Genomic DNA, 17,570 nt, shown 5'->3' with positions numbered 1-17,570 from the left:
TGCACCTCGAGGTGATCCGCGACCGGATCGAGCGGGAATACAATATCGAGTTGATCACTCACCACGCCGCTTTGGGGTCGTCTCGGTGACCGCATCGGCCCCAAGTGGATGGTGGTCCGCGCCCTGGTGGGCTTGTGTCTTGCGATGGCTCTGATGGCCGCCGCCGGCAACCCACTGGGCCTGCTGGCCGCACGGATCGTGCAGGGCACCCTCGGAGGCGTGGTCGAGGCGGCCGCAGCGTACGTGGGATCGGCGGCCTCCGAGGGTAACCGGGGGCGTGCACTGGGTCGCTCCTACAGTGCTACCGCCGCCGGGGCGTTGGCTGGTCCGGTTGCCGGTGGCACGCTGGTGGCCACCGGCGATCTCCGGCCGTTGCTGATCGGGATCGCCCTCGCGGCATTGCTCCTCGGGGCGGTCTGCACGCTCCGGCTGCGGAATCCCCACGATGCAAAGCGACCGTCCACGGGCCCAGAACCGGCACGGGCAGCGCTCACATCCGTGTGCTCCCGGATCGGCTGGATCCCGTTGGCCGGGGGCTTCCTCGCCTTCTTCGGCGTCTACGGTCTGATCCCGATCTATGCCGACTTCGTGACCGAGCGGGTGGCTGAGCCCCAGCAGGCCGGGCCGTGGGTGGGGGGACTCCACGCTGTGATGTGGGCCGGCACCCTGGTCGGTTCCCTGTGGTGGGGCAAAGTCAACGACAAGACCGGTCTTCCGCTGCGCACGCTGGTCATCGCGAGCGGCGTCACCGCTGCGACCGTGCTCGTCCAGGCAACTGTGGGCTGGCTGCCGGCGCTGGTGCCGCTGCGGTTCATTCAGGGTTTCTGCTTCGCAGCGCTGGCTCAGTCACTGATGTTGTACGCGTCTCAGAAGGCCGGCGAACACGAGCGTGCCGGGTATCTCGGCGTCGCCAACAGCTTCCTCCTCGGCGGGCAGTTCCTCGGCCCGCTCATGGCCGGAAGCGCGATGGCGCTGCTCGCCCCGTCCGTCGGCGTGCTGATCACAGGGATCTGTGTGGCCTCGACGGCTCTCCTCGTCTTGGCGCCGGCCATCGCAGCGACCCATGCCTCCCGCGGCGAATCGGCTCGGGAGCCGGCGACGCCCTTTGTTCCGAGGCGCTGGCGAGCCCGGCCAAGCGGTCGGCACGCAGCCCCTCGTAGGCCGCAGCACCGCAAGGGGAGCCAGCCAGAACCGCGGGTACGCGGTGAAGGTCGGGGTCACCTCCCGGCTGTCTCGACTCACCCCGCAGCCGCTCGGCCGCGCGATCCTCGTTCAAGAGTGAACCGGTGATGGGTAGACCTGGGCCCTGGTGACGCGCCTGTGCTGGCAACGAAGTCGACCTTGGCGTGAGTGCCGGTCTCGTAGCTGTCGCCGTCGTGGTCGACGAGGTCTGCTGCAACCTCGACCCGAAGTGCTGGGAGCCGATAGCGCGAGAACCGACGGTGTCCGGACAGGCCCGGGACAGCGACGCGGGACAAGTTCTCTTCGAACGAACCACGATGCCAGGCCACCGAAGCGGCCTGGCCTGAGAAGGGGATAGAGCCATGGGGTTGTTCGCCATCCGCGACTACCGGCGCCTGTTCAGCGCGCAGGTGATCGCACTGTTCGGGACCGGTCTGGCCACAGTCGCGCTGGGTCTGCTCGCCTACGACCTGGCCGGCGATCGCGCCGGCGCGGTGCTGGCAACCGCATTGACCATCAAGATGGTCGCCTACGTGGTGGTTGCGCCGTTGGCCGCGGCGTACGTCGATCGGTTGCCTCGGCGCTTGTTCCTCACCGTCCTCGACATCGTCCGTGCCCTGGTCGTGCTTGCTCTGCCGTTCGTCACCGAGGTCTGGCAGATCTACGTGCTGATCGGTTCTCTACAGACTGCGTCTGCGGCATTCACCCCTACGTTCCAGGCGGTCATCCCCGACATCGTCAGCGATGAGGCCGACTACACGCGAGCACTCTCTGCCTCGCAGGTCGCCTACACCATGGAGAGCCTGCTGAGCCCCGTCCTCGCAGCTGTCGCTCTCGCGGTCATGTCCTTCGACCTGCTGTTCCTGGGCACCTCGCTCGGGTTCGCTGTCTCCGCGATACTCGTGCTCTCGACCCGTATCCCGAACGCCCGCCCCAGCCAGCACACCAGCGCCTTGGACCGGGTCGTCTCGGGGATCCGGACCTTCACTTCCACGCCCAGTCTGCGCGCAGTGATGGCACTGAATCTAGTGGTCGCGGCCGCCGGATCCATCGTCGTGGTCAACACCGTCAACTACGTCCGCGACGTCCTCGGCGGAAGCCAGTCCGACGTGGCCTGGATGCTCGCCGCCTCAGGATCCGGCACCCTTCTCGCGGCCCTGGTTCTCCCCAGAATCCTGGACCGCGTCGCCGAACGGACAGTCATGCTCACCGGAGCTGCCGTTCTGGTCGTCGGGGTCCTCGTCGCTCTCGCAACAGCCGCGGCGAGTCTGGTCATACCGCCGCTCACCGCGGTCACCTGGCTCACGATCGGAGCCGGGATGGCGCTCATCGTCACCCCGACCGGCCAAGTGCTCCGGGGCTCGGTCGAACCCGACGCCATCCCGCAAGTCTTCGCTGCCCAGTTCTCCCTCTCTCACCTCGCCTGGCTGATCACCTATCCGATCGCAGGATGGGTTGCCACCAACGCGGGGTTCACCACCACCTGGACCGTCCTCGCCGTGCTCGCCGCGATCGGCGCCACCGCCGCACCGGCACTGTGGACGCGCGAAGAGAAGACGACCGAAGCCGTGTCGGTCGGCGAGACGGCCGGAACCTCCCTCGGAACCTCCATCGGAGTCACCGCTGGGATCGCGGATCGTGGCCGCGGAGCCGACGTGCTCGTCCGTACGGCAGCCGATACGGCTGAAGGAACCCTCGCTGCATGCCAGTGCTCATGCGTGCACGCCGTGTGAGTCCACGAGGGGCGAGCCATGAGGGCTGCAGGTCGAGCATGCGTCCAGCCCGGCGCTCAGGTCAGCGGCCGTCCAGATCCACCCGTGCGGGCCACGGGTTGGCGGTGCAACCGTCCAGCCCCTTGGTCTGTTGCAGCATCACTGGAGCATCCGCACCCGCGCCCGGACACTCCGCGTGCGGGTAGCCGAGCGCATGGCCGGTCTCGTGGTTGACCAGGTAGCGACGGTAGGCCACGAGATCGTTGCCATAGCTGTCGGCGCCGAAGTTCCACCGCCAGGCATTGAGAACGACGTCGTTGCCGTTGCGGCACGACAGCCTGCCATCGGTGTCCAGGGGAGCACACAGCTCGTCGACGGTCTCGGGTGTGGCCAGGACGATCCGCAGGTCGGCGTGGCCGTCGACGCGTGCGAGCTCGTGCTCAGCCGCCCAACCGCGGTCGTCGGCGAGGGTCGTCTCGATGAAGCGAGCGACCTCCTTGGCCGAGTAGGGCAGTCCCTTTTCCACCTCGACCCGGTACGTCGTGGCCTCCTCGATCGGGCCGGGTGGAGCGGTCGCGACCTCGAACCTGCCCGATCCGCGTTCGGGTATCGATCTTGACACCGCGGGCGGCCTGCTCGGCCGGGAGACGCCTTCCTCGGCTACGGCGACCTCACCATCAGGAGTCTCTGCTTCTGAGGTCGGCGAAGCCGACGTCGAGACGGCAGCCGATTCGACAGGGACGCGCTCAGTCTCCTTGGCGGCATCGCCGTCGCGCGCCATCGAGACGAGAGGAAGGGTGACCGCCGTTCCGGTGACGAGAACGGCGAGACCGGCGAGGCCGGCGAGACCCCCTGCGCCGCGCCCCGGGCCGGCGCGACGAGGTCTCTGGCTTCGGTGAGATGCAGCTCGGTGCTTGCTCATCGTCTCGCCGTCCTACAGGACCTGTTGCCAGGTGTCGCCATGGTCGGTCGAGCGGAAGGCTTCGTCCGAGGTGGCGGCGTACCAGCCCTGCGCGGTGATCGTGAACGCCGCCGGCTGACCGTCGATCGAGCCGGTCTCCTGCCACGTCTTGCCCGCATCACCACTGGTCCGAACAACACCATCCGGGCCGATGCCGACGAGACCGCCCTCCGCCGTGGTGTCGAGATAGGCGGTGACCGGTCCGCCGAGCTCGCGCGTCTGCCCGGTGGAGGCGTCGATACCGATCACCTGTCCCTTGCCCGTGGTCGCGAACAGCTGACCAGGATCCTTGGTGGCCGCGACGCTGATGAGGTCACCCGTGAGAATCTCCTCGAACCGCTTCCGATCTTCGGTGCGCAGCAGGCGGCTGGTGGTGGAATCGTAGGCGTAGAGGACGTCGCCGACCGGCTCGAGGATGTGGAAGTCGGCCTCACCCTGCAACGCGAGCGGTTCCCAGGTCTCGCCGGCGTCAGTGGACTCGATCAGGCCCAGGTGAGAAGGCAGGTCCTCGGTCAGGTCAGGGTGTCCGCTGCCGAGGAAGTGGCCAGGACCTACGACGGTGAACGCCATGGTGTCCTGAAACCGGTTGGCGACGCGGGTCGGCTTGCCGGTGTCAGGGACGTGGAAGAGGCCGAAGTGAGTGGCGACGTAGAGATTGTCATCGGCGGGGTCGATCCCGAGCCCGTGGATGTGGCCGACTGAGCTGTCGTCGGAGGTGCTCTCGGTTGCGGCGCGCGGATTGGACCCCTGATCGGCGGCGCAGGCAGTTGAAAGCAGAGCCGTTGCGACCGCGACGGCCAGGGAGATGCGGGAGGTTCGGTTCATGAAGGTGCTCCGGTCTTGAGGAAGGTGTCGGGCAGGCGCGGGGCCTGCCCGACACGTGGACGAGGATCAGGACTCGAGCAGTGCCCGCATCGTCTGGATCTCCTCAGCCTGGGCGGTCTCGATGTCCTCGGCCAAAGCCGTGGCGTCCGGGGACTCGCCGTCGACCTGCTCGGACTGAGCCATCTCGATCGCGCCCTCGTGGTGCTCGATCATCATCGTGAGAAACATCTGGTCGAACTCGGCGCCGTTGGCGTTCTCCAGCGAGGTCATGTCCTCCGCCGACATCATGCCGGTCATCTCGTCCGACGACATGTCGCTGTGATCCATGCCGGACATGCCCTCGGCGGGGACGTCCTCGTCCCACTCCTCGAGCCAGCCCGTCATGGTCTCGATCTCCGGGCCTTGCGCCGCCTCGATGTCGGCCGCCAGGTCCTTGACCTCCTGGCTCTCAGCTCGGCTCTCAGCGAGCTCGGCCATCTCGACGGCCTGCTGGTGGTGCGGAATCATCTGCTGGGCGAACATGACGTCCGCGTCGTTGTGTCCGGCGGAGGTGTCGCCGTCGTCGCTGCCGCCGCAGGCAGCGAGGGTGATCAGTGCGGCCGCGAGAACGGCAGCCGTCAGGGTCTTGCGCATGAAAATGCTCCATCTGTGTGATCTGGTCTGGGCAGGCGAAAGCCCGAGTCGCCCGGGATGGGCGCCTCGTGGCTCGGGCCTGTCAGCAGCGGATCACGCAGAGCTGAAACAGATCGGGCGGGTCACGGTCTCGCCCGTAGAGAAACGGGTTCGGCCAGGTCGGGCTCAGGCGCCTGAGAAACCGGATGTTGCGCCCGGCCAGCAACAGGGCGAAGCCCAAGATCAAGCCGGTGAGGATCGCGAGACAGAGACCGAGGAAGCTCCCGCCTCCGTCGCCGTGGGGAGCCTGGGGATGGCTGTCTGCTGCGGTGGAGCCGGACTCGGCAGACGCGGAGCCGTCTCCCGCGATCCCGGCCAGTGCGTGCAGACCACCACCGTGCTCCGCTGGCCCCGTCACATGGAGGCTCTGAGGCACTGCTCCCATGGAATGAGCGCCGGCGTGGGACCCCCACCCGTGCATCGAAAGGAGTCCGAACAACGCCACGGCAACCGCCGCAAGCGCAAGGCGCGCGCCGCGTGTCTGCGACGCCGTCCGGAGGTCCTGCATGGCTCTGATCTTAGGCGATCCGCAAATCATCGCCTCCGCCGTATCGACTGGGACGTCACCGGCCGACTCGACCACCTGACCTACACCGACCCCGACAAGCTCATCGCGGACACGGGTCCCTCGGGAGGTTTCATCCAGTACGATCCGGGCGTTTCCGCTCGCTCGTCCGAGCGGCACGCGGCAAGCAGAGGAGCAGGTGCGCAGATGATCGGTACGCTGGGGACCGTCGGTCGTGGACTCCAGCACCTGGTCCACCCGCGGGTCTGGGGCGCGGTGATCGGTGCGATCGGCGGCAGCGTCTTCGTCCATGCGAACCGTGGCGAGCTGCCAGCCGCTGTGTCGACGGGCGCACTGGTCGTCTGGGCGGGGGCGCTCGCAGTCTTCGTGTGGGCGGTGCTCATCACGTCCCGGCTGTTCGCGCCGCTCGAGCCGCTGCCGCGCAGTGCGGCCTGGGTGTACTTCCTCAGCGTCGCCGGCATGTTGGTCGGGATCCAGCTGGGGCGGTTTGCTCTGGACGCCGTGGGGCGCGTCGACGTCTTTCCCGGCGTCATCGTCCTGGCCGTCGGGCTGCACTTCCTTCCGTTCGCCCGTGCCTTCGCCACCCCCATGTTCACCCGGCTCGGGCTCGTGATGGCCGTGCTCGGCGTGGCCGGCCTCGTACTTGGCCTGGCGTGGACGGGGACGGCGACTGCTGCCGCGGCCGTGGTCACCGGCGTGGTGATGCTTCTCGTGATCTCGCAGGACGCTTGGAGTGATCGGCCCGGCCTTGGTCGTGCCTGAGTGTTCGTCCGGCCATGATGGGGGCATGCGGCATGTCGACTTGGTGATCATCGGTTCCGGCTCGGGCAACGCCATCGTCGACGAGAGGTTCGATGACTGGGAGGTGGTGTACGTCGAGAAGGGCGTCGGATCCCGAGGCTCGTACGGCGGCACCTGTCTCAACGTCGGCTGCATCCCGACCAAGATGCTGGTGCACACCGCCGACGTGGCCGGAGCCCCCGATGAAGCGCGGCGACTCGGCGTCGACCTCTCCTTCGACGACGCGGACTGGCCGCGGATCCGTGACCGGATCTTCGGACGGATCGACCCGATCGCCGACGGCGGTCAGAAGTACCGGCAGACCGGCCGCGCCAACACGAGTCTGCTGACCGGCACTGCGCGGTTCACCGGCCCGAAGCAGCTGACCGTCATCGACGAGGCCGGCGACGTCACCGCGCTCAGCGCCGACCAGATCGTGGTCGCCGCGGGCAGCCGCCCGGACGTTCCCGACGTCCCGGGGCTGGCCGAGAGCGGGTTCCACACCAGCGACTCGGTGATGCGGCTGGAGCAGCTGCCGGCGAGCATGGTGATCCTGGGGAGCGGCTTCATCGCCGTGGAGATGGCCCACATCTTCGCCTCCTTCGGGGTGAAGGTCACCGTCGTGGCCCGATCCGGAACGCTGCTGCGGCAGCTCGACCGCGATGTCGCACGCCAGTTCACCGAGATCGCGGGGGAGCGTTGGGATGTGCGTCTGAACCGCGCGGTCCGACGAGTTGACCGTGCCGGTGACCGGGTTCGGGTGTTCCTCGACACGCACGACGGCGAGGAGCGCCTCGAGGCCGACGTACTGCTGGTCGCGACCGGGCGGGTGCCCAACAGCGACCTGATCGAAGCCGAGGTCGGAGGGCTCGAGCTCGCCGGCGATGGTCGGATCGCGGTCGACGAGACCCAAGCGACGCCGGTTCCGGGCGTGTGGGCCCTGGGCGATGTCAGCTCGCCGTACCAGCTCAAGCACGTGGCCAACCGCGAGGCTCGCACCGTTGCACACAACCTGCTCCACCCGAAGGACCTGATCCGCACCGACCACCGCTACGTGCCGTACGCCGTGTTCACCGAACCGCGGATCGCGTCTGTCGGGCTGACCGAGCAGCAGGCCGAAGTCAACGGCATCGAGTACGTGACCTCGACCCAGGAGTACGCCGGCATCGCCTACGGCTGGGCGATGGAGGACACCACCGGGTTCGCCAAGCTGCTGGCCGACCCGAACACGGGCACGCTCCTGGGAGCGCACATCATGGGGCCCGAAGCGCCGACGTTGATCCAGCCGCTGATCCAGGCGATGCAGTTCGGCCTCGATGCCCGGACGATGGCACGCGACCAGTACTGGATCCATCCGGCGATGCCCGAGCTCATCGAGAACGCGCTGCTGGGCCTGCCGCTGGCGTGATCGCCGACCGTATGGGCGGACCATATGCTGTGGCCATGTCGGCGCGTCGGTGGGTGCTCAGACTGGAGCGCGCGTGGGACGCGGCGAGGCTCCGCCGGGCCGGGTCACGCGTGCCGGCGGACTTCCGGATCGTCTGCTACGGCGGGCACGGGAGCGCCGAGGGGGTGGTCGTGCGCGGGCGGGTCATCGACGATCCGCCGCCCTCGGCGGCCGTGGAGGGCGAGGGTGCGGTCGCCGCCGTACGCCGCATGGTCCGCCACTTCGTGACCGACGAGCTGCCGGGTGTGCCGCTGCGGATCACCGTGGGCGGCACGTCGGTTGACGCGGTCACCGACGACGAGGGCTACTTCGTGGCGCGACTGCATCCCAGCGCCGACAAGCTGGAGGTGCCGTGGACCCGCGGCACCGTCGAGCTGGCCGGCGAGTACCGCGGCCTGGACGGCGTCCACCGAGCCGAGGTGGAGGTCCGCGTTCCCGCCGAGGAGGCGCGGTTCGGCGTGATCTCCGACATCGACGACACGATCCTCGAGACCGGGGTCCAGCGCGTCGGGCGGATGGTGCGCCAAACTCTCACCGGGTCGGCGCTCACGCGCACCCCGTTCCCGGGCGCGCCCGAGCTCTACCGCGACCTCGCCGCCGGCGTGAACCCGGTCTTCTACATCTCCTCGAGCCCATGGAACCTGCACCCGTTCCTGAGCGCCTTCGTACGCCACCGCGACTTCCCCCGCGGACCGCTGCTGCTGCGCGACCTGCTCGGCCGAGCCACTGGCCGCGAGCCCAAGACCGCTCGCATCGACGAGGTCTTGGCGCTCCACCCCGACCTACGGTTCGTCCTCTTCGGCGACTCCGGTGAGCACGACCCGCAGACCTACGTCGACACCGTCCGCCGCCATCCCGGACGGATCCTCGCGGTCTACATCCGCGAGGTGCGGCTCGACCCGCACGATGGGCGGGTCGAGCGCGTGTGGAGCGGGATGGGCGACGACGTACCTCTTGTGCTCGTCGCCGACAGCGAGGCGGTACGCCGCCACGCCACAGCACTCGGCCTGCTCTGAACTGCCACATCACGAGGTCGATCGCGCTGTTCATCGCCAAGCGGTGCGGGGTCGAGGACGAGGCGTGACCGCCTGCCCCTAGCTGTCCGCGAAGTGGCGGGCGAGGCGCCGGTGCCGGTGGGCGAAAAGACCTCGGATCACCGGCTCCAGGGGACTCGCCAACACCGCGAGCCGTGGCTCGAAGCCGACGACGTCGGTCACCTCCGTGTGACCGGCGTCGACGGCGTGGAGCTCGCGGCGGTGCGTCCAACGACGCATCGACGCCATCGTCGAGACCTCCTGGAAGTGAGAGCGGGGCACGAGCTCGGTGACCGTCAGGTCGTCGTAGTCGAGGGGCAGGAACCCGAGGTAGAAGAGCCAGGACCTGCCCAGCGGCACCCCGAGCGGCACCGTGTCCATCGCTGTGTCCCGGATGCCAGGCGGCACCCGCATCCGCATCACCGGCATGAGCTCGTCGTTGATCCCCTCGAAGTCGGTCACCCGTTGCCAGACCGCGTCGAGCGATGCCGCGATCGTCGAGGTCTGCCGGACGGTCCGCTCGCTCATGGCCTCCAGTCAACAGGGCCGAAGGGTCGAGGTCATCCGACCACGGTCGCAATCCCGATCGGTCGCGGTCGGGCCAGCGGGACGGAATCCTGGCCCGCAGAGCAACGTATGTGGTGACGTGTGGCCGACCCCATCAGCACGGCTGCTGAGTCGACCTGAGTCACGAAGGGCCACACATGCGATCTGCCGATTCCGACGATTCCGCCTCGTCCGTCGACCTGGTCCGCCATCTGTTCGCAGCGCGCAGCATCGCGATCGTCGGCGCGTCCTCGAACGGCCTCAAGGCAGCCGGACGTACGTTGCGCTACCTCGAGATGCACGGCTTCCAGGGTGAGATCTATCCGGTCAACCCGAGCCGGGACGAGGTCCAGGGCGTGCGTTGCTACGCCGCGCTGAGCGAGCTCCCCGCCGTCCCAGAGCTGGCTGTCGTCGTCCTCCAGGCATCCGAGGTGGCGGCGGCGATCGCCGAGTGCGGCGAGCTCGGTGTGCCTGTCGTGATCGTGTTCGCATCCGGCTTCGCCGAGACCGGGCCCGAGGGCGCCGCCCTCCAGGACGAGGTCGCGGCGGTCGCGCGCCGCTACGGGGTCCGGGTGCTTGGCCCGAACTGCAACGGGGTGATCGGCGCCGCCGACGGTGTCACGGCGACCTTCATGACCGGGATCGACGACGAGTCGCTCGTTCTGCGCGACGACGGCATCGCGTTCGTCACGCAGAGCGGGGCGATGGGCGCCTTCATCCTGACCGAGGCGCAACTCTCGGGTGTCGGGCTCGGTCGGTTCGTCAGCACCGGCAACGAGATGGACATCTCGCTCTCCGAGGTGATCGAGGGCCTCGTCCAGGACGACACCACCAAGGTCGTCCTCGGGTACGTCGAGGGCGTGCGCGCCCCGCAGCGACTCCGTCAGGCGTTGGCAGCCGCCAGGGCGAACGGCGTCCCGGTGTGTCTGATGAAGGTCGGCCGCTCCCAGGCGGGCGCGGCCGCCGCAGCGTCCCACACCGGTGCGCTGGCCGGCGCCGACGTCGTCTTCGACGGACTGCTCGCCCAGTACGGCGCGGTGCGCGCCCACGACGTGGACCATCTGCTCGACCTCGGGCGGGTGTTCGGGTTGAGCGCTCGGCCGAAGGGTGGCCGGCTGACCGTGATCACGCTGTCCGGCGGGGCCGGAGTGCTGATGGCCGACGCCATCGAGGACTACGGCCTCAGCCTCGCACCCTGGGATCAGGACTGGTCGGAGCGGATGGGTGCGGTGCTGCCTGCCTTCGCGTCGGTCGGCAACCCGATCGACGTGACCGGCGCGCTGGTGACCGATCCAGACCTGCTCCGCAAGGCGCTCGACGTCGCCATCGAGCATCCCGACACCGACATCATCACGGTGCTGGTGGGCAACATGCAGCGTCAGGAGGACCTGGTCTGCGAGATCGTGGAGTCGGCCGCGGCGCGCACGGACAGGCCCATCGTCACCGTATGGGTCGGCGGCACCGGCCGCGCCGTACCTCGCCTGGCGCGGTGCGGGCTGGTCGGGTTCACCGAGCCGGTCCGGGCGATCCGCGCGCTGTCCGCGCTCGTCCGGTTCTGGGTTCCTGACGAGCCCACGCCGGCCACCTCGGCCGCGGATCCGCAGGCCGAGGCGGTGGCCGGCCAGGTGGTCGTCGACGAGGTCGAGGCCAAGCGGCTGCTCGCGGCCCACGGCGTGCCCGTCGTCCCCGAGGGCGAGGTCATGACGGCGGACGAGGCCGCGGAGGCAGCAACGCGGCTCGGCTTTCCAGCGGTCGTGAAGATCCTGTCGACCGAGGTCGCACACAAGTCGGATCTGGGACTGGTGCAGGTCGGACTGGCCGATGCGGGCCAGGTGCGTGCCGCTGCGGAACAGATCCTCGCGGCGGCCGAGGAGCACGGCATGACCGATCGTCGCCTGGTCGTCCAGCCGATGATCTCCTCGGAGACCGAGCTGATCCTCGGGATGCGCCGCGACCCGATGTTCGGGCCGGTGGTGGTGCTCGGGATCGGCGGTGTGCTGACCGAGATCGCCGCCGACGTCCAGGTACGACTGCCACCGCTGACCACGGACGATGCGCGCGCGATGATGAACCGGCTGCGCTACGCCGAGCTCCTCGACGGTCCGCGCGGACGGGTCGCCGTCGACCGGGACGCCCTCGCAGCCACGGTGGTGAGCTTCGCCGACCTCGTCGAACGTGAGGGATCCGATCTGGAGTCTCTCGAGATCAATCCGCTGCTCATCGATGAGTCGGGGCGGCCGGTCGCCGTCGACGCGCTGCTCGTCCGGAGCCTGTCAGGGGTTCTTGGCCGGGGCACCCTTCGGTGAGGTGACGTCATCCCCCTCGACGGGACGACGCGACCAGTAGCTCGCCAGGGTCGACCCGGACACGTTGTGCCACACCGAGAAGATCGCGGCAGGCAGCGCGGCTGCGGGGGAGAAGTGGACGGTCGCGAGGGCGGCGGCGAGGCCGGAGTTCTGCATGCCCACCTCGATGCTGAGGGCGCGGCGGCTCGAGACCGGCATGCGGCAGACCCGCCCCACCGCGTACCCCAGTGCCAGGCCGGCGAGGTTGTGCAGGACCACGGCCAGAACGATCAGGAGACCGACGGAGAGCAGGGTCGAAGCGCTTCCGGCGACGACGGCCAGCACGACGGCGGTGATGCCGGCGACCGAGATCAGCGGGAGCACGTCGATGACCCGCTCGACGAGACGGGGCAGCAGCAGCCGGAGCACGAGGCCGAGCAGGACCGGGACGAGCACGATCTTCACGATCGAGACGAACAGGTCGCTCGCGGAGACTGGGAGGTCCTCACCGACCAGCAGCAGGACGAGGATGGGCGTCAGCACCGGCGCGAGCAGCGTCGACACGGAGGTCATGGCCACCGAGAGTGCAGTGTCGCCACGGGCCAGGAACACCATGACGTTGGATGCGGTGCCGCCCGGTGAGCAGCCGACCAGGATCATGCCGGCGGTGAGCACCGCGGAGAGACTGAGCGCGTTCGCGATGCCCCAGCCGAGCAGGGGCATCACGGTGAACTGAGCGGCGACGCCCAGCACCAGCGCCCAGGGTCGCCGGCCGATGATCGCGAAGTCACGGGGCCTGAGCGTCATGCCCATCCCGAGCATGATGATCTGGAGCAGCAGGGGCACCTGCGCCGCCCACCCGTCGAAGGTGCTGGGGGTGGCCAGGGCGATGGCGCCGGCGACCAAGACGATCAGGGCGAACCAACGCCCCACGAAGGCGCTGACCTGTCGGACTGTGTTCATGCTGTTTCCTCCACGACGCTCGTACGGGCGACCCGATGCCCCGCCCACCGCGAGATCCTCGCAGGAGTCGCGCGACGGGCGGGGCAGGTGACCGGGGGTCAGGACACCCAGTCGAGCTCTCCGTCGACGTGCTGGTCACCGAACCGGACGTCGTCGAAGCGCAGGTCCTCGACGTTCTCCAGGACCATCGGCGTCTCGACCTCGTCGATCGTGACGTTGCGAAGCGTGACGTCGCTCAGCGGTGCATCGGCGGGCCCGTGGATCTCGAGCCCGGTCTTGGCCGAGGCGACGGTGATGTCGGAGAAGACGATGTCGCGATAGACCGGCGGGTAGTCACCGCCCAGCTCGCCGGGATAGTCGAGCTGGAACCAGATGAACGTCTCGAAGCTGCCGACCTCCATGTCGCTGACCCGGATGTTCTCGACCGTGCCGCCTCGGTCCAGGTTGCCCTTGAACCGGATCGCCGAGGCTCCGTCGCGCAGCACGTTGTCGGTGAAGTAGACCCCCTTGATGCCACCCGACATCTCGCTGCCCAGGGCGATGCCGTCCTCGCCGCCCATGTCGTTGCGGCGGATCACCACGTTCTCGCTGGGGCGGGCGATCGTACGGCCGTCCAGGTCGCGGCCCGACTTCACGACGACCGAGTCGTCACCGGTGCGGAAGCGGTTCTCCTCGATCAGCACGTTGGTGCTGGAGTCGACGTCGATCCCGTCGTTGTTGGCGCGGTGACTGTCGACGTTCAGCCCTCGTACGGTGGCCTCGTCGGTGTAGACGAGGTGGTCGATCCAGAACGGCGAGTTGGTGACGGTGTAGTCCTCCAGCAGCACCCGCTCGGCGCCGAAGAACTGGATGGCGCTGGGCCGCAGGAAGGTGCCCTTCCCGAAGACGCGCTCCTCGACGGGGACTCCGTCGAAGCCCATCTGCCGTAGCCGAAGCTGATCCGGCTTCTCCTCTGCCTTCCAGGCGTGGAACTCGGAGTCCTCGTTGCCGTCGATGGTGCCCGATCCGGTGATGGCGACGTCGTGCACGTCCTTGGCGTAGATCAGCGGCGAGTAGCCGTCCAGCTCGGTGTCCTCCCAGCGCGTACGCACCACGGGCAGGTAGTCGTCCGTGTCGGTCCCAAACAGCAGGGTGGCTCCCTCGGAGACGTGGAGGTCGATGTTGCTCGTCAGGTGCACCGGTCCCTTTCCATGCCTTGGGGGCATCGAACAATGCCGAGGTTCTCTTGGACAGGCATCGCCGTCGGTTCTAGGTTCAGTGCACCCGGGTGTGACGTGGTTCACATCCAGTCCGACGAGGAGATCCGATGCTGAAAGCCCCCGCGTTCACGGTCGCAGCCGTCGCCGCCAGCCTGCTCGCCGCCGGTTTCCCTGCGGGCCCGGCGCAGGGCGCGCCTTCCCCCGGCGAGCCCGAGTCGCCCGCTCTGCACGTCGCGCGGCAGACGTTGGCTGCGGGGGACGGATGGGGCTCGGTCGGTGCTGGCACCACCGGAGGCGCGGCCGCGAGCGGCGGCGACGTCTTCGTCGTCGACAGCCGTGCCGAGCTCGCCGAGGCGGTCTCCGGTGACCGGCCGAAGATCGTCGTCGTCTCGGGCGTCATCGACGCCAACACCGACGATGCCGGCAACGAGCTCGAGTGCTCGGACTACCACCGCGACGGCTACACGCTGGAGCGCTACCTGGAGACGTACGACCCCGAGGTCTGGGGTCGAGAGGCCGTGCCGAGCGGCCCGGTCGAAGACGCGCGGGCCGCCTCCCAGCAGGCCCAGGAGCAGCAGATCGGCCTTCGCATCGGCTCCAACACCACGCTCGTCGGCGAACCGGGCGCGGCGATCACCGGCGCAGCGCTGCAGATCCTGGGCGAGTCGAACGTGATCATCCGTGGCCTGACCGTGAGCGACGCCCACGACTGCTTCCCTGCGTGGGACCCGACCGACGGCTCGTCGGGGGCGTGGAACTCCGAGTACGACCTGGTCACGCTCCGTGGGGCGACGAACGTGTGGGTCGATCACAACGACCTGAGCGACGGCGACAACCCCGACTCGGCGCAGCCGCGTTACTTCGGCAAGCCCTACCAGGTGCATGACGGCCTGCTGGACATCACCGAGGCGTCCGATCTCGTCACCGTCTCCTACAACCGGCTGCACGACCACGACAAGACGATGCTCATCGGGTCGAGCGACTCGCGGACCGGCGACGCGGGCAAGTTGCGAGTGACGCTGCACCACAACGAGTTCCGCAACCTAGGACAGCGGGTGCCGCGCCTGCGCTACGGGAAGCTGGACGTCTACAACAACCACTACGTCCAAGACCCTGGCAAGGCCCACAGCTACTCCTGGGGCGTCGGCTGGGAGTCGCACATCGTCGCCGAACGCAATGCGCTGACCTTCGCCGACCATGTTCGGCTCGACAAGGTGATCGGCCACTTCAAGGGCACGAAGATCACCGAGAACGACAACACGGTCAACGGTGAGGTGACCGATCTGCTTGCGGCGTACAACGCCGCGCGGGACCCGGACATCGCCGAGGTTCCGGCCTTCGCCACCATCAGGCGCACCGTCCACCCCACCACGTCGGTCGCGCGCGTCGTGACGCAGCTGGCTGGACCGGAGAAGCTGGGAGCCCGAGAGCGCATCACCGTCGCGGCAGACGGCTCCGGTGACGCCGACTCGATCCAGGGAGCCGTCGACCTGGCCCCGGCGAATCCGGTCGACCGCGTCGATGTCGTGATCGAGCCCGGGACGTACCACGGCCGCGTCGACATCGACCGCAACCACTCCAAGCTGTCCTTCATCGGCGCGACCCGGGACCCGGCCGACGTCGTGATCACCGACAACCGTGCCTCGGGCACGCCGAAACCCGGAGGCGGCACCTGGGGCACCACTGGCAGCGCCAGCGTGACGGTAGCCGGCAACGAGTTCGAGGCGTACGCCGTCACCTTCGAGAACGCCTTCGACGAGGCCGCTCACCCGGAGATCACCAACCGCCAGGCCGTCGCAGTGAAGACCACCGCGGACCGGGTCGTCTTCCGCAAGGTCCGGTTCCTCGGCAACCAGGACACGCTCTACCTGGACTCGCCGTCCGCGGACGTTCGTTCGCGGGTGCTCGTCGCCGACAGCTGGATCGAGGGCGACGTCGACTTCATCTTCGGCCGAGCCTCGGCAGTGATCACCGATTCGACGATCAAGGCGCTGCGCCGCGACAGCGATCCGAACGGCTACGTCACCGCCCCGAGCACGTCGAGGAGCAACCCCTACGGCTTCCTCATCACCAAGTCCCGTCTCATCTCCAACGCCCAGCCCGGCTCCTACTTCCTCGGCAGGCCCTGGCACCCGAGCAGCGCGCCGGACAACGACCCGCGTGTCGTGATCCGCGAGTCCTCGCTCGGGAACCACATCAAGACCGAGGACCCGTGGACCTCGATGTCCGGCTATGACTGGTATCCCGGCAGCAACGCGGAATACCGCAACAGTGGCCCAGGAGCGAGCGTCAACCCGAACCGGCCGCAGCTCACGCCCACGGAGGCCGCCGACCACGAGGTCGGCGACTACCTGGCCGGCTACGACGGCTGGGCCCCGCACCTGGACTGAGCAGTCCCCCGCTCGCTGACTCCCCGGAAGGTTCACCTCATGATCAAGCCCCTACGCCTGATAGTCACCCTGGCACTCTCGGCGGCATTCCTGCTTGCGGCGGGAGCGACCGGCGCAACCGCCGCCGACCGGCCACCCCGGGTGTACGTCACGGGTGACTCGACCGCAGCGACGTACGCGACATCCGACGCCCCCAGGGCGGGCTGGGGTCAGGCTCTCGAGCTCTTCCTCGCCAAGGACGTCGAGGTGGTCAACGAGGCCTGGTCCGGCGCCAGCTCCAAGAGCTTCGTCGAGGCCGGCAAGCTCGACGCCATCCTGAGAGACATCCGGCCGGGCGACTATCTGCTCGTCTCCTTCGGTCACAACGACCAGAAGACCGACGAGCGGGGCACCGACCCCTGGTCGACGTACCAGGACTATCTGAGCCTCTACATCGAGGGCGCCAGGGAGGCGGGGGCGATCCCCGTGCTGGTCACCTCGGTCGAGCGTCGGCGGTTCGACCAGAGTGGTGAGCCGCAGCAGTCACTGGGCGACTACCCCGAGGCGATGCGCGAGCTCGGTGCCCGGACCGACACCCCCGTCGTCGACCTCCACGCGATGAGTCTGGACCACTGGGGCACCCTCGGGATCGAGGGCACCAAGGCGGAGTTCCTCTGGCTCGCGCCCGGCGAGCACGCGAACTACCCGGCCGGCGTCCAGGACAACACTCACTTCCAGGAGCGCGGCGCGATCGAGCTCGCTCGGCTGGTCGTCGGCGCTGCGAAGGGTCAGCGGGTGGTGTCGTCCGACCTCACTCGGCGGCTCGGGGACGAGTTTCCTGAAGGATCACTCACCTGGCCGGCGACCCGGCCGGCCGAGGACTGAGCCTCGGCCGATCGACGGGTGACCGTCTGCCGGTGCCGCACGGGGAGCGATGCTCGTTCCTCAGGCCTTCTTGTCTTCAGATCCCGGCTGGCGCCGTGATCTGGCTTCTCGCAAGTCGGCCTTCGTTCCTCAGGCCTTCTTGGTCGCCCAGAAAATTTCAGCGATCTCGTCGATCTTGGCGAGG

The 17,570-nt window shown here is 68.6% G+C and carries 14 protein-coding genes and 1 pseudogene; 8 read left to right on the top strand and 7 right to left on the bottom strand.

The features are described from left to right. Positions 1-69 precede the first annotated feature (69 nt). Positions 70-1,290: pseudogene (locus H5T77_RS25710) on the top strand (MFS transporter); the annotation flags it as partial. Positions 1,291-1,544: 254 nt separating this feature from the next. Then, positions 1,545-2,915, top strand: a complete 1,371-nt coding sequence (locus H5T77_RS23125; RefSeq protein ID WP_292652961.1) for an MFS transporter — start codon at positions 1,545-1,547, stop codon at positions 2,913-2,915. A gap of 61 nt (positions 2,916-2,976) precedes the next feature. Here the strand turns inward: H5T77_RS23125 and H5T77_RS23120 are convergent, their stop codons facing one another. From H5T77_RS23120 to H5T77_RS23105, 4 genes are all read right to left on the bottom strand, one after another. Further along, a complete protein-coding gene (locus H5T77_RS23120; RefSeq protein ID WP_292652960.1) occupies positions 2,977-3,516 on the bottom strand; it encodes a DUF3152 domain-containing protein in 540 nt (179 codons plus the stop codon). Between the two features lie 312 nt (positions 3,517-3,828). Then, the gene (locus H5T77_RS23115; RefSeq protein ID WP_292652959.1) at positions 3,829-4,680 is read right to left on the bottom strand and encodes a F510_1955 family glycosylhydrolase; all 852 of its coding nucleotides are present in this window, start codon (positions 4,678-4,680) and stop codon (positions 3,829-3,831) included. A 66-nt stretch (positions 4,681-4,746) separates the two neighbouring features. Continuing rightward, positions 4,747-5,313, bottom strand: a complete 567-nt coding sequence (locus H5T77_RS23110) for a DUF305 domain-containing protein (protein ID WP_292652958.1) — start codon at positions 5,311-5,313, stop codon at positions 4,747-4,749. 82 nt (positions 5,314-5,395) lie between these two features. Then, the gene (locus tag H5T77_RS23105; protein ID WP_292652957.1) at positions 5,396-5,710 is read right to left on the bottom strand and encodes a hypothetical protein; all 315 of its coding nucleotides are present in this window, start codon (positions 5,708-5,710) and stop codon (positions 5,396-5,398) included. Between the two features lie 354 nt (positions 5,711-6,064). Between H5T77_RS23105 and H5T77_RS23100 the strand changes: the two genes are divergently transcribed. Genes H5T77_RS23100 through H5T77_RS23090 form a run of 3 tightly spaced genes read left to right on the top strand, consistent with a single transcriptional unit; the run spans position 6,065 to position 9,121 of the window. Then, positions 6,065-6,640: a hypothetical protein gene (locus H5T77_RS23100; RefSeq protein ID WP_292652956.1), complete on the top strand. Its 576-nt coding sequence runs from the start codon at positions 6,065-6,067 to the stop codon at positions 6,638-6,640. A 25-nt stretch (positions 6,641-6,665) separates the two neighbouring features. Next, positions 6,666-8,066 (top strand): mycothione reductase, encoded by a 1,401-nt coding sequence (locus tag H5T77_RS23095; RefSeq protein ID WP_292652955.1) that lies wholly within the window; start codon positions 6,666-6,668, stop codon positions 8,064-8,066. Positions 8,067-8,101: 35 nt separating this feature from the next. Then, on the top strand, positions 8,102-9,121 hold the full coding sequence (locus H5T77_RS23090) for an App1 family protein (RefSeq protein WP_292652954.1): 1,020 nt from the start codon (positions 8,102-8,104) through the stop codon (positions 9,119-9,121). 78 nt (positions 9,122-9,199) lie between these two features. Here the strand turns inward: H5T77_RS23090 and H5T77_RS23085 are convergent, their stop codons facing one another. Next, on the bottom strand, positions 9,200-9,667 hold the full coding sequence (locus H5T77_RS23085; RefSeq protein WP_292652953.1) for a hypothetical protein: 468 nt from the start codon (positions 9,665-9,667) through the stop codon (positions 9,200-9,202). Between the two features lie 176 nt (positions 9,668-9,843). On the opposite strand from H5T77_RS23085, the gene H5T77_RS23080 reads away from it, so the two are divergent. Next, the gene (locus H5T77_RS23080; RefSeq protein ID WP_292652952.1) at positions 9,844-11,991 is read left to right on the top strand and encodes an acetate--CoA ligase family protein; all 2,148 of its coding nucleotides are present in this window, start codon (positions 9,844-9,846) and stop codon (positions 11,989-11,991) included. On the opposite strand, the gene H5T77_RS23075 is transcribed toward H5T77_RS23080, so the two are convergent. Further along, the gene (locus H5T77_RS23075) at positions 11,959-12,933 is read right to left on the bottom strand and encodes a bile acid:sodium symporter family protein (RefSeq protein ID WP_292652951.1); all 975 of its coding nucleotides are present in this window, start codon (positions 12,931-12,933) and stop codon (positions 11,959-11,961) included. The two genes, H5T77_RS23080 and H5T77_RS23075, sit on opposite strands and share 33 nt — an antisense overlap. A gap of 98 nt (positions 12,934-13,031) precedes the next feature. Further along, positions 13,032-14,111 (bottom strand): glycoside hydrolase family 28 protein, encoded by a 1,080-nt coding sequence (locus H5T77_RS23070; RefSeq protein ID WP_292652950.1) that lies wholly within the window; start codon positions 14,109-14,111, stop codon positions 13,032-13,034. Positions 14,112-14,239: 128 nt separating this feature from the next. On the opposite strand from H5T77_RS23070, the gene H5T77_RS23065 reads away from it, so the two are divergent. Continuing rightward, complete coding sequence (locus H5T77_RS23065) at positions 14,240-16,522, top strand: pectinesterase family protein (protein ID WP_292652949.1); 2,283 nt, start codon at positions 14,240-14,242, stop codon at positions 16,520-16,522. 39 nt (positions 16,523-16,561) lie between these two features. Continuing rightward, complete coding sequence (locus H5T77_RS23060; RefSeq protein ID WP_292652948.1) at positions 16,562-17,386, top strand: rhamnogalacturonan acetylesterase; 825 nt, start codon at positions 16,562-16,564, stop codon at positions 17,384-17,386. Positions 17,387-17,570: the final 184 nt, after the last annotated feature.

This window comes from Nocardioides sp. (assembly GCF_014360585.1).
In the GTDB taxonomy this organism is placed as follows: domain Bacteria; phylum Actinomycetota; class Actinomycetes; order Propionibacteriales; family Nocardioidaceae; genus Nocardioides.
Note: the sequence above shows the minus strand (reverse complement) of the source record. Positions and strands in the feature narration are given on the sequence as shown.

Excerpts from the sequence above, each read along its gene's own strand:
- H5T77_RS23125 (WP_292652961.1), top strand. The coding sequence starts at position 1,545 with ATGGGGTTGTTCGCCATCCGCGACTACCGGCGCCTGTTCAGCGCGCAG.
- H5T77_RS23115 (WP_292652959.1), bottom strand. The coding sequence starts at position 4,680 with ATGAACCGAACCTCCCGCATCTCCCTGGCCGTCGCGGTCGCAACGGCT.
- H5T77_RS23110 (WP_292652958.1), bottom strand. The coding sequence starts at position 5,313 with ATGCGCAAGACCCTGACGGCTGCCGTTCTCGCGGCCGCACTGATCACC.
- H5T77_RS23100 (WP_292652956.1), top strand. The coding sequence starts at position 6,065 with ATGATCGGTACGCTGGGGACCGTCGGTCGTGGACTCCAGCACCTGGTC.
- H5T77_RS23095 (WP_292652955.1), top strand. The coding sequence starts at position 6,666 with ATGCGGCATGTCGACTTGGTGATCATCGGTTCCGGCTCGGGCAACGCC.
- H5T77_RS23090 (WP_292652954.1), top strand. The coding sequence starts at position 8,102 with ATGTCGGCGCGTCGGTGGGTGCTCAGACTGGAGCGCGCGTGGGACGCG.
- H5T77_RS23085 (WP_292652953.1), bottom strand. The coding sequence starts at position 9,667 with ATGAGCGAGCGGACCGTCCGGCAGACCTCGACGATCGCGGCATCGCTC.
- H5T77_RS23080 (WP_292652952.1), top strand. The coding sequence starts at position 9,844 with ATGCGATCTGCCGATTCCGACGATTCCGCCTCGTCCGTCGACCTGGTC.
- H5T77_RS23075 (WP_292652951.1), bottom strand. The coding sequence starts at position 12,933 with ATGAACACAGTCCGACAGGTCAGCGCCTTCGTGGGGCGTTGGTTCGCC.
- H5T77_RS23065 (WP_292652949.1), top strand. The coding sequence starts at position 14,240 with ATGCTGAAAGCCCCCGCGTTCACGGTCGCAGCCGTCGCCGCCAGCCTG.
- H5T77_RS23060 (WP_292652948.1), top strand. The coding sequence starts at position 16,562 with ATGATCAAGCCCCTACGCCTGATAGTCACCCTGGCACTCTCGGCGGCA.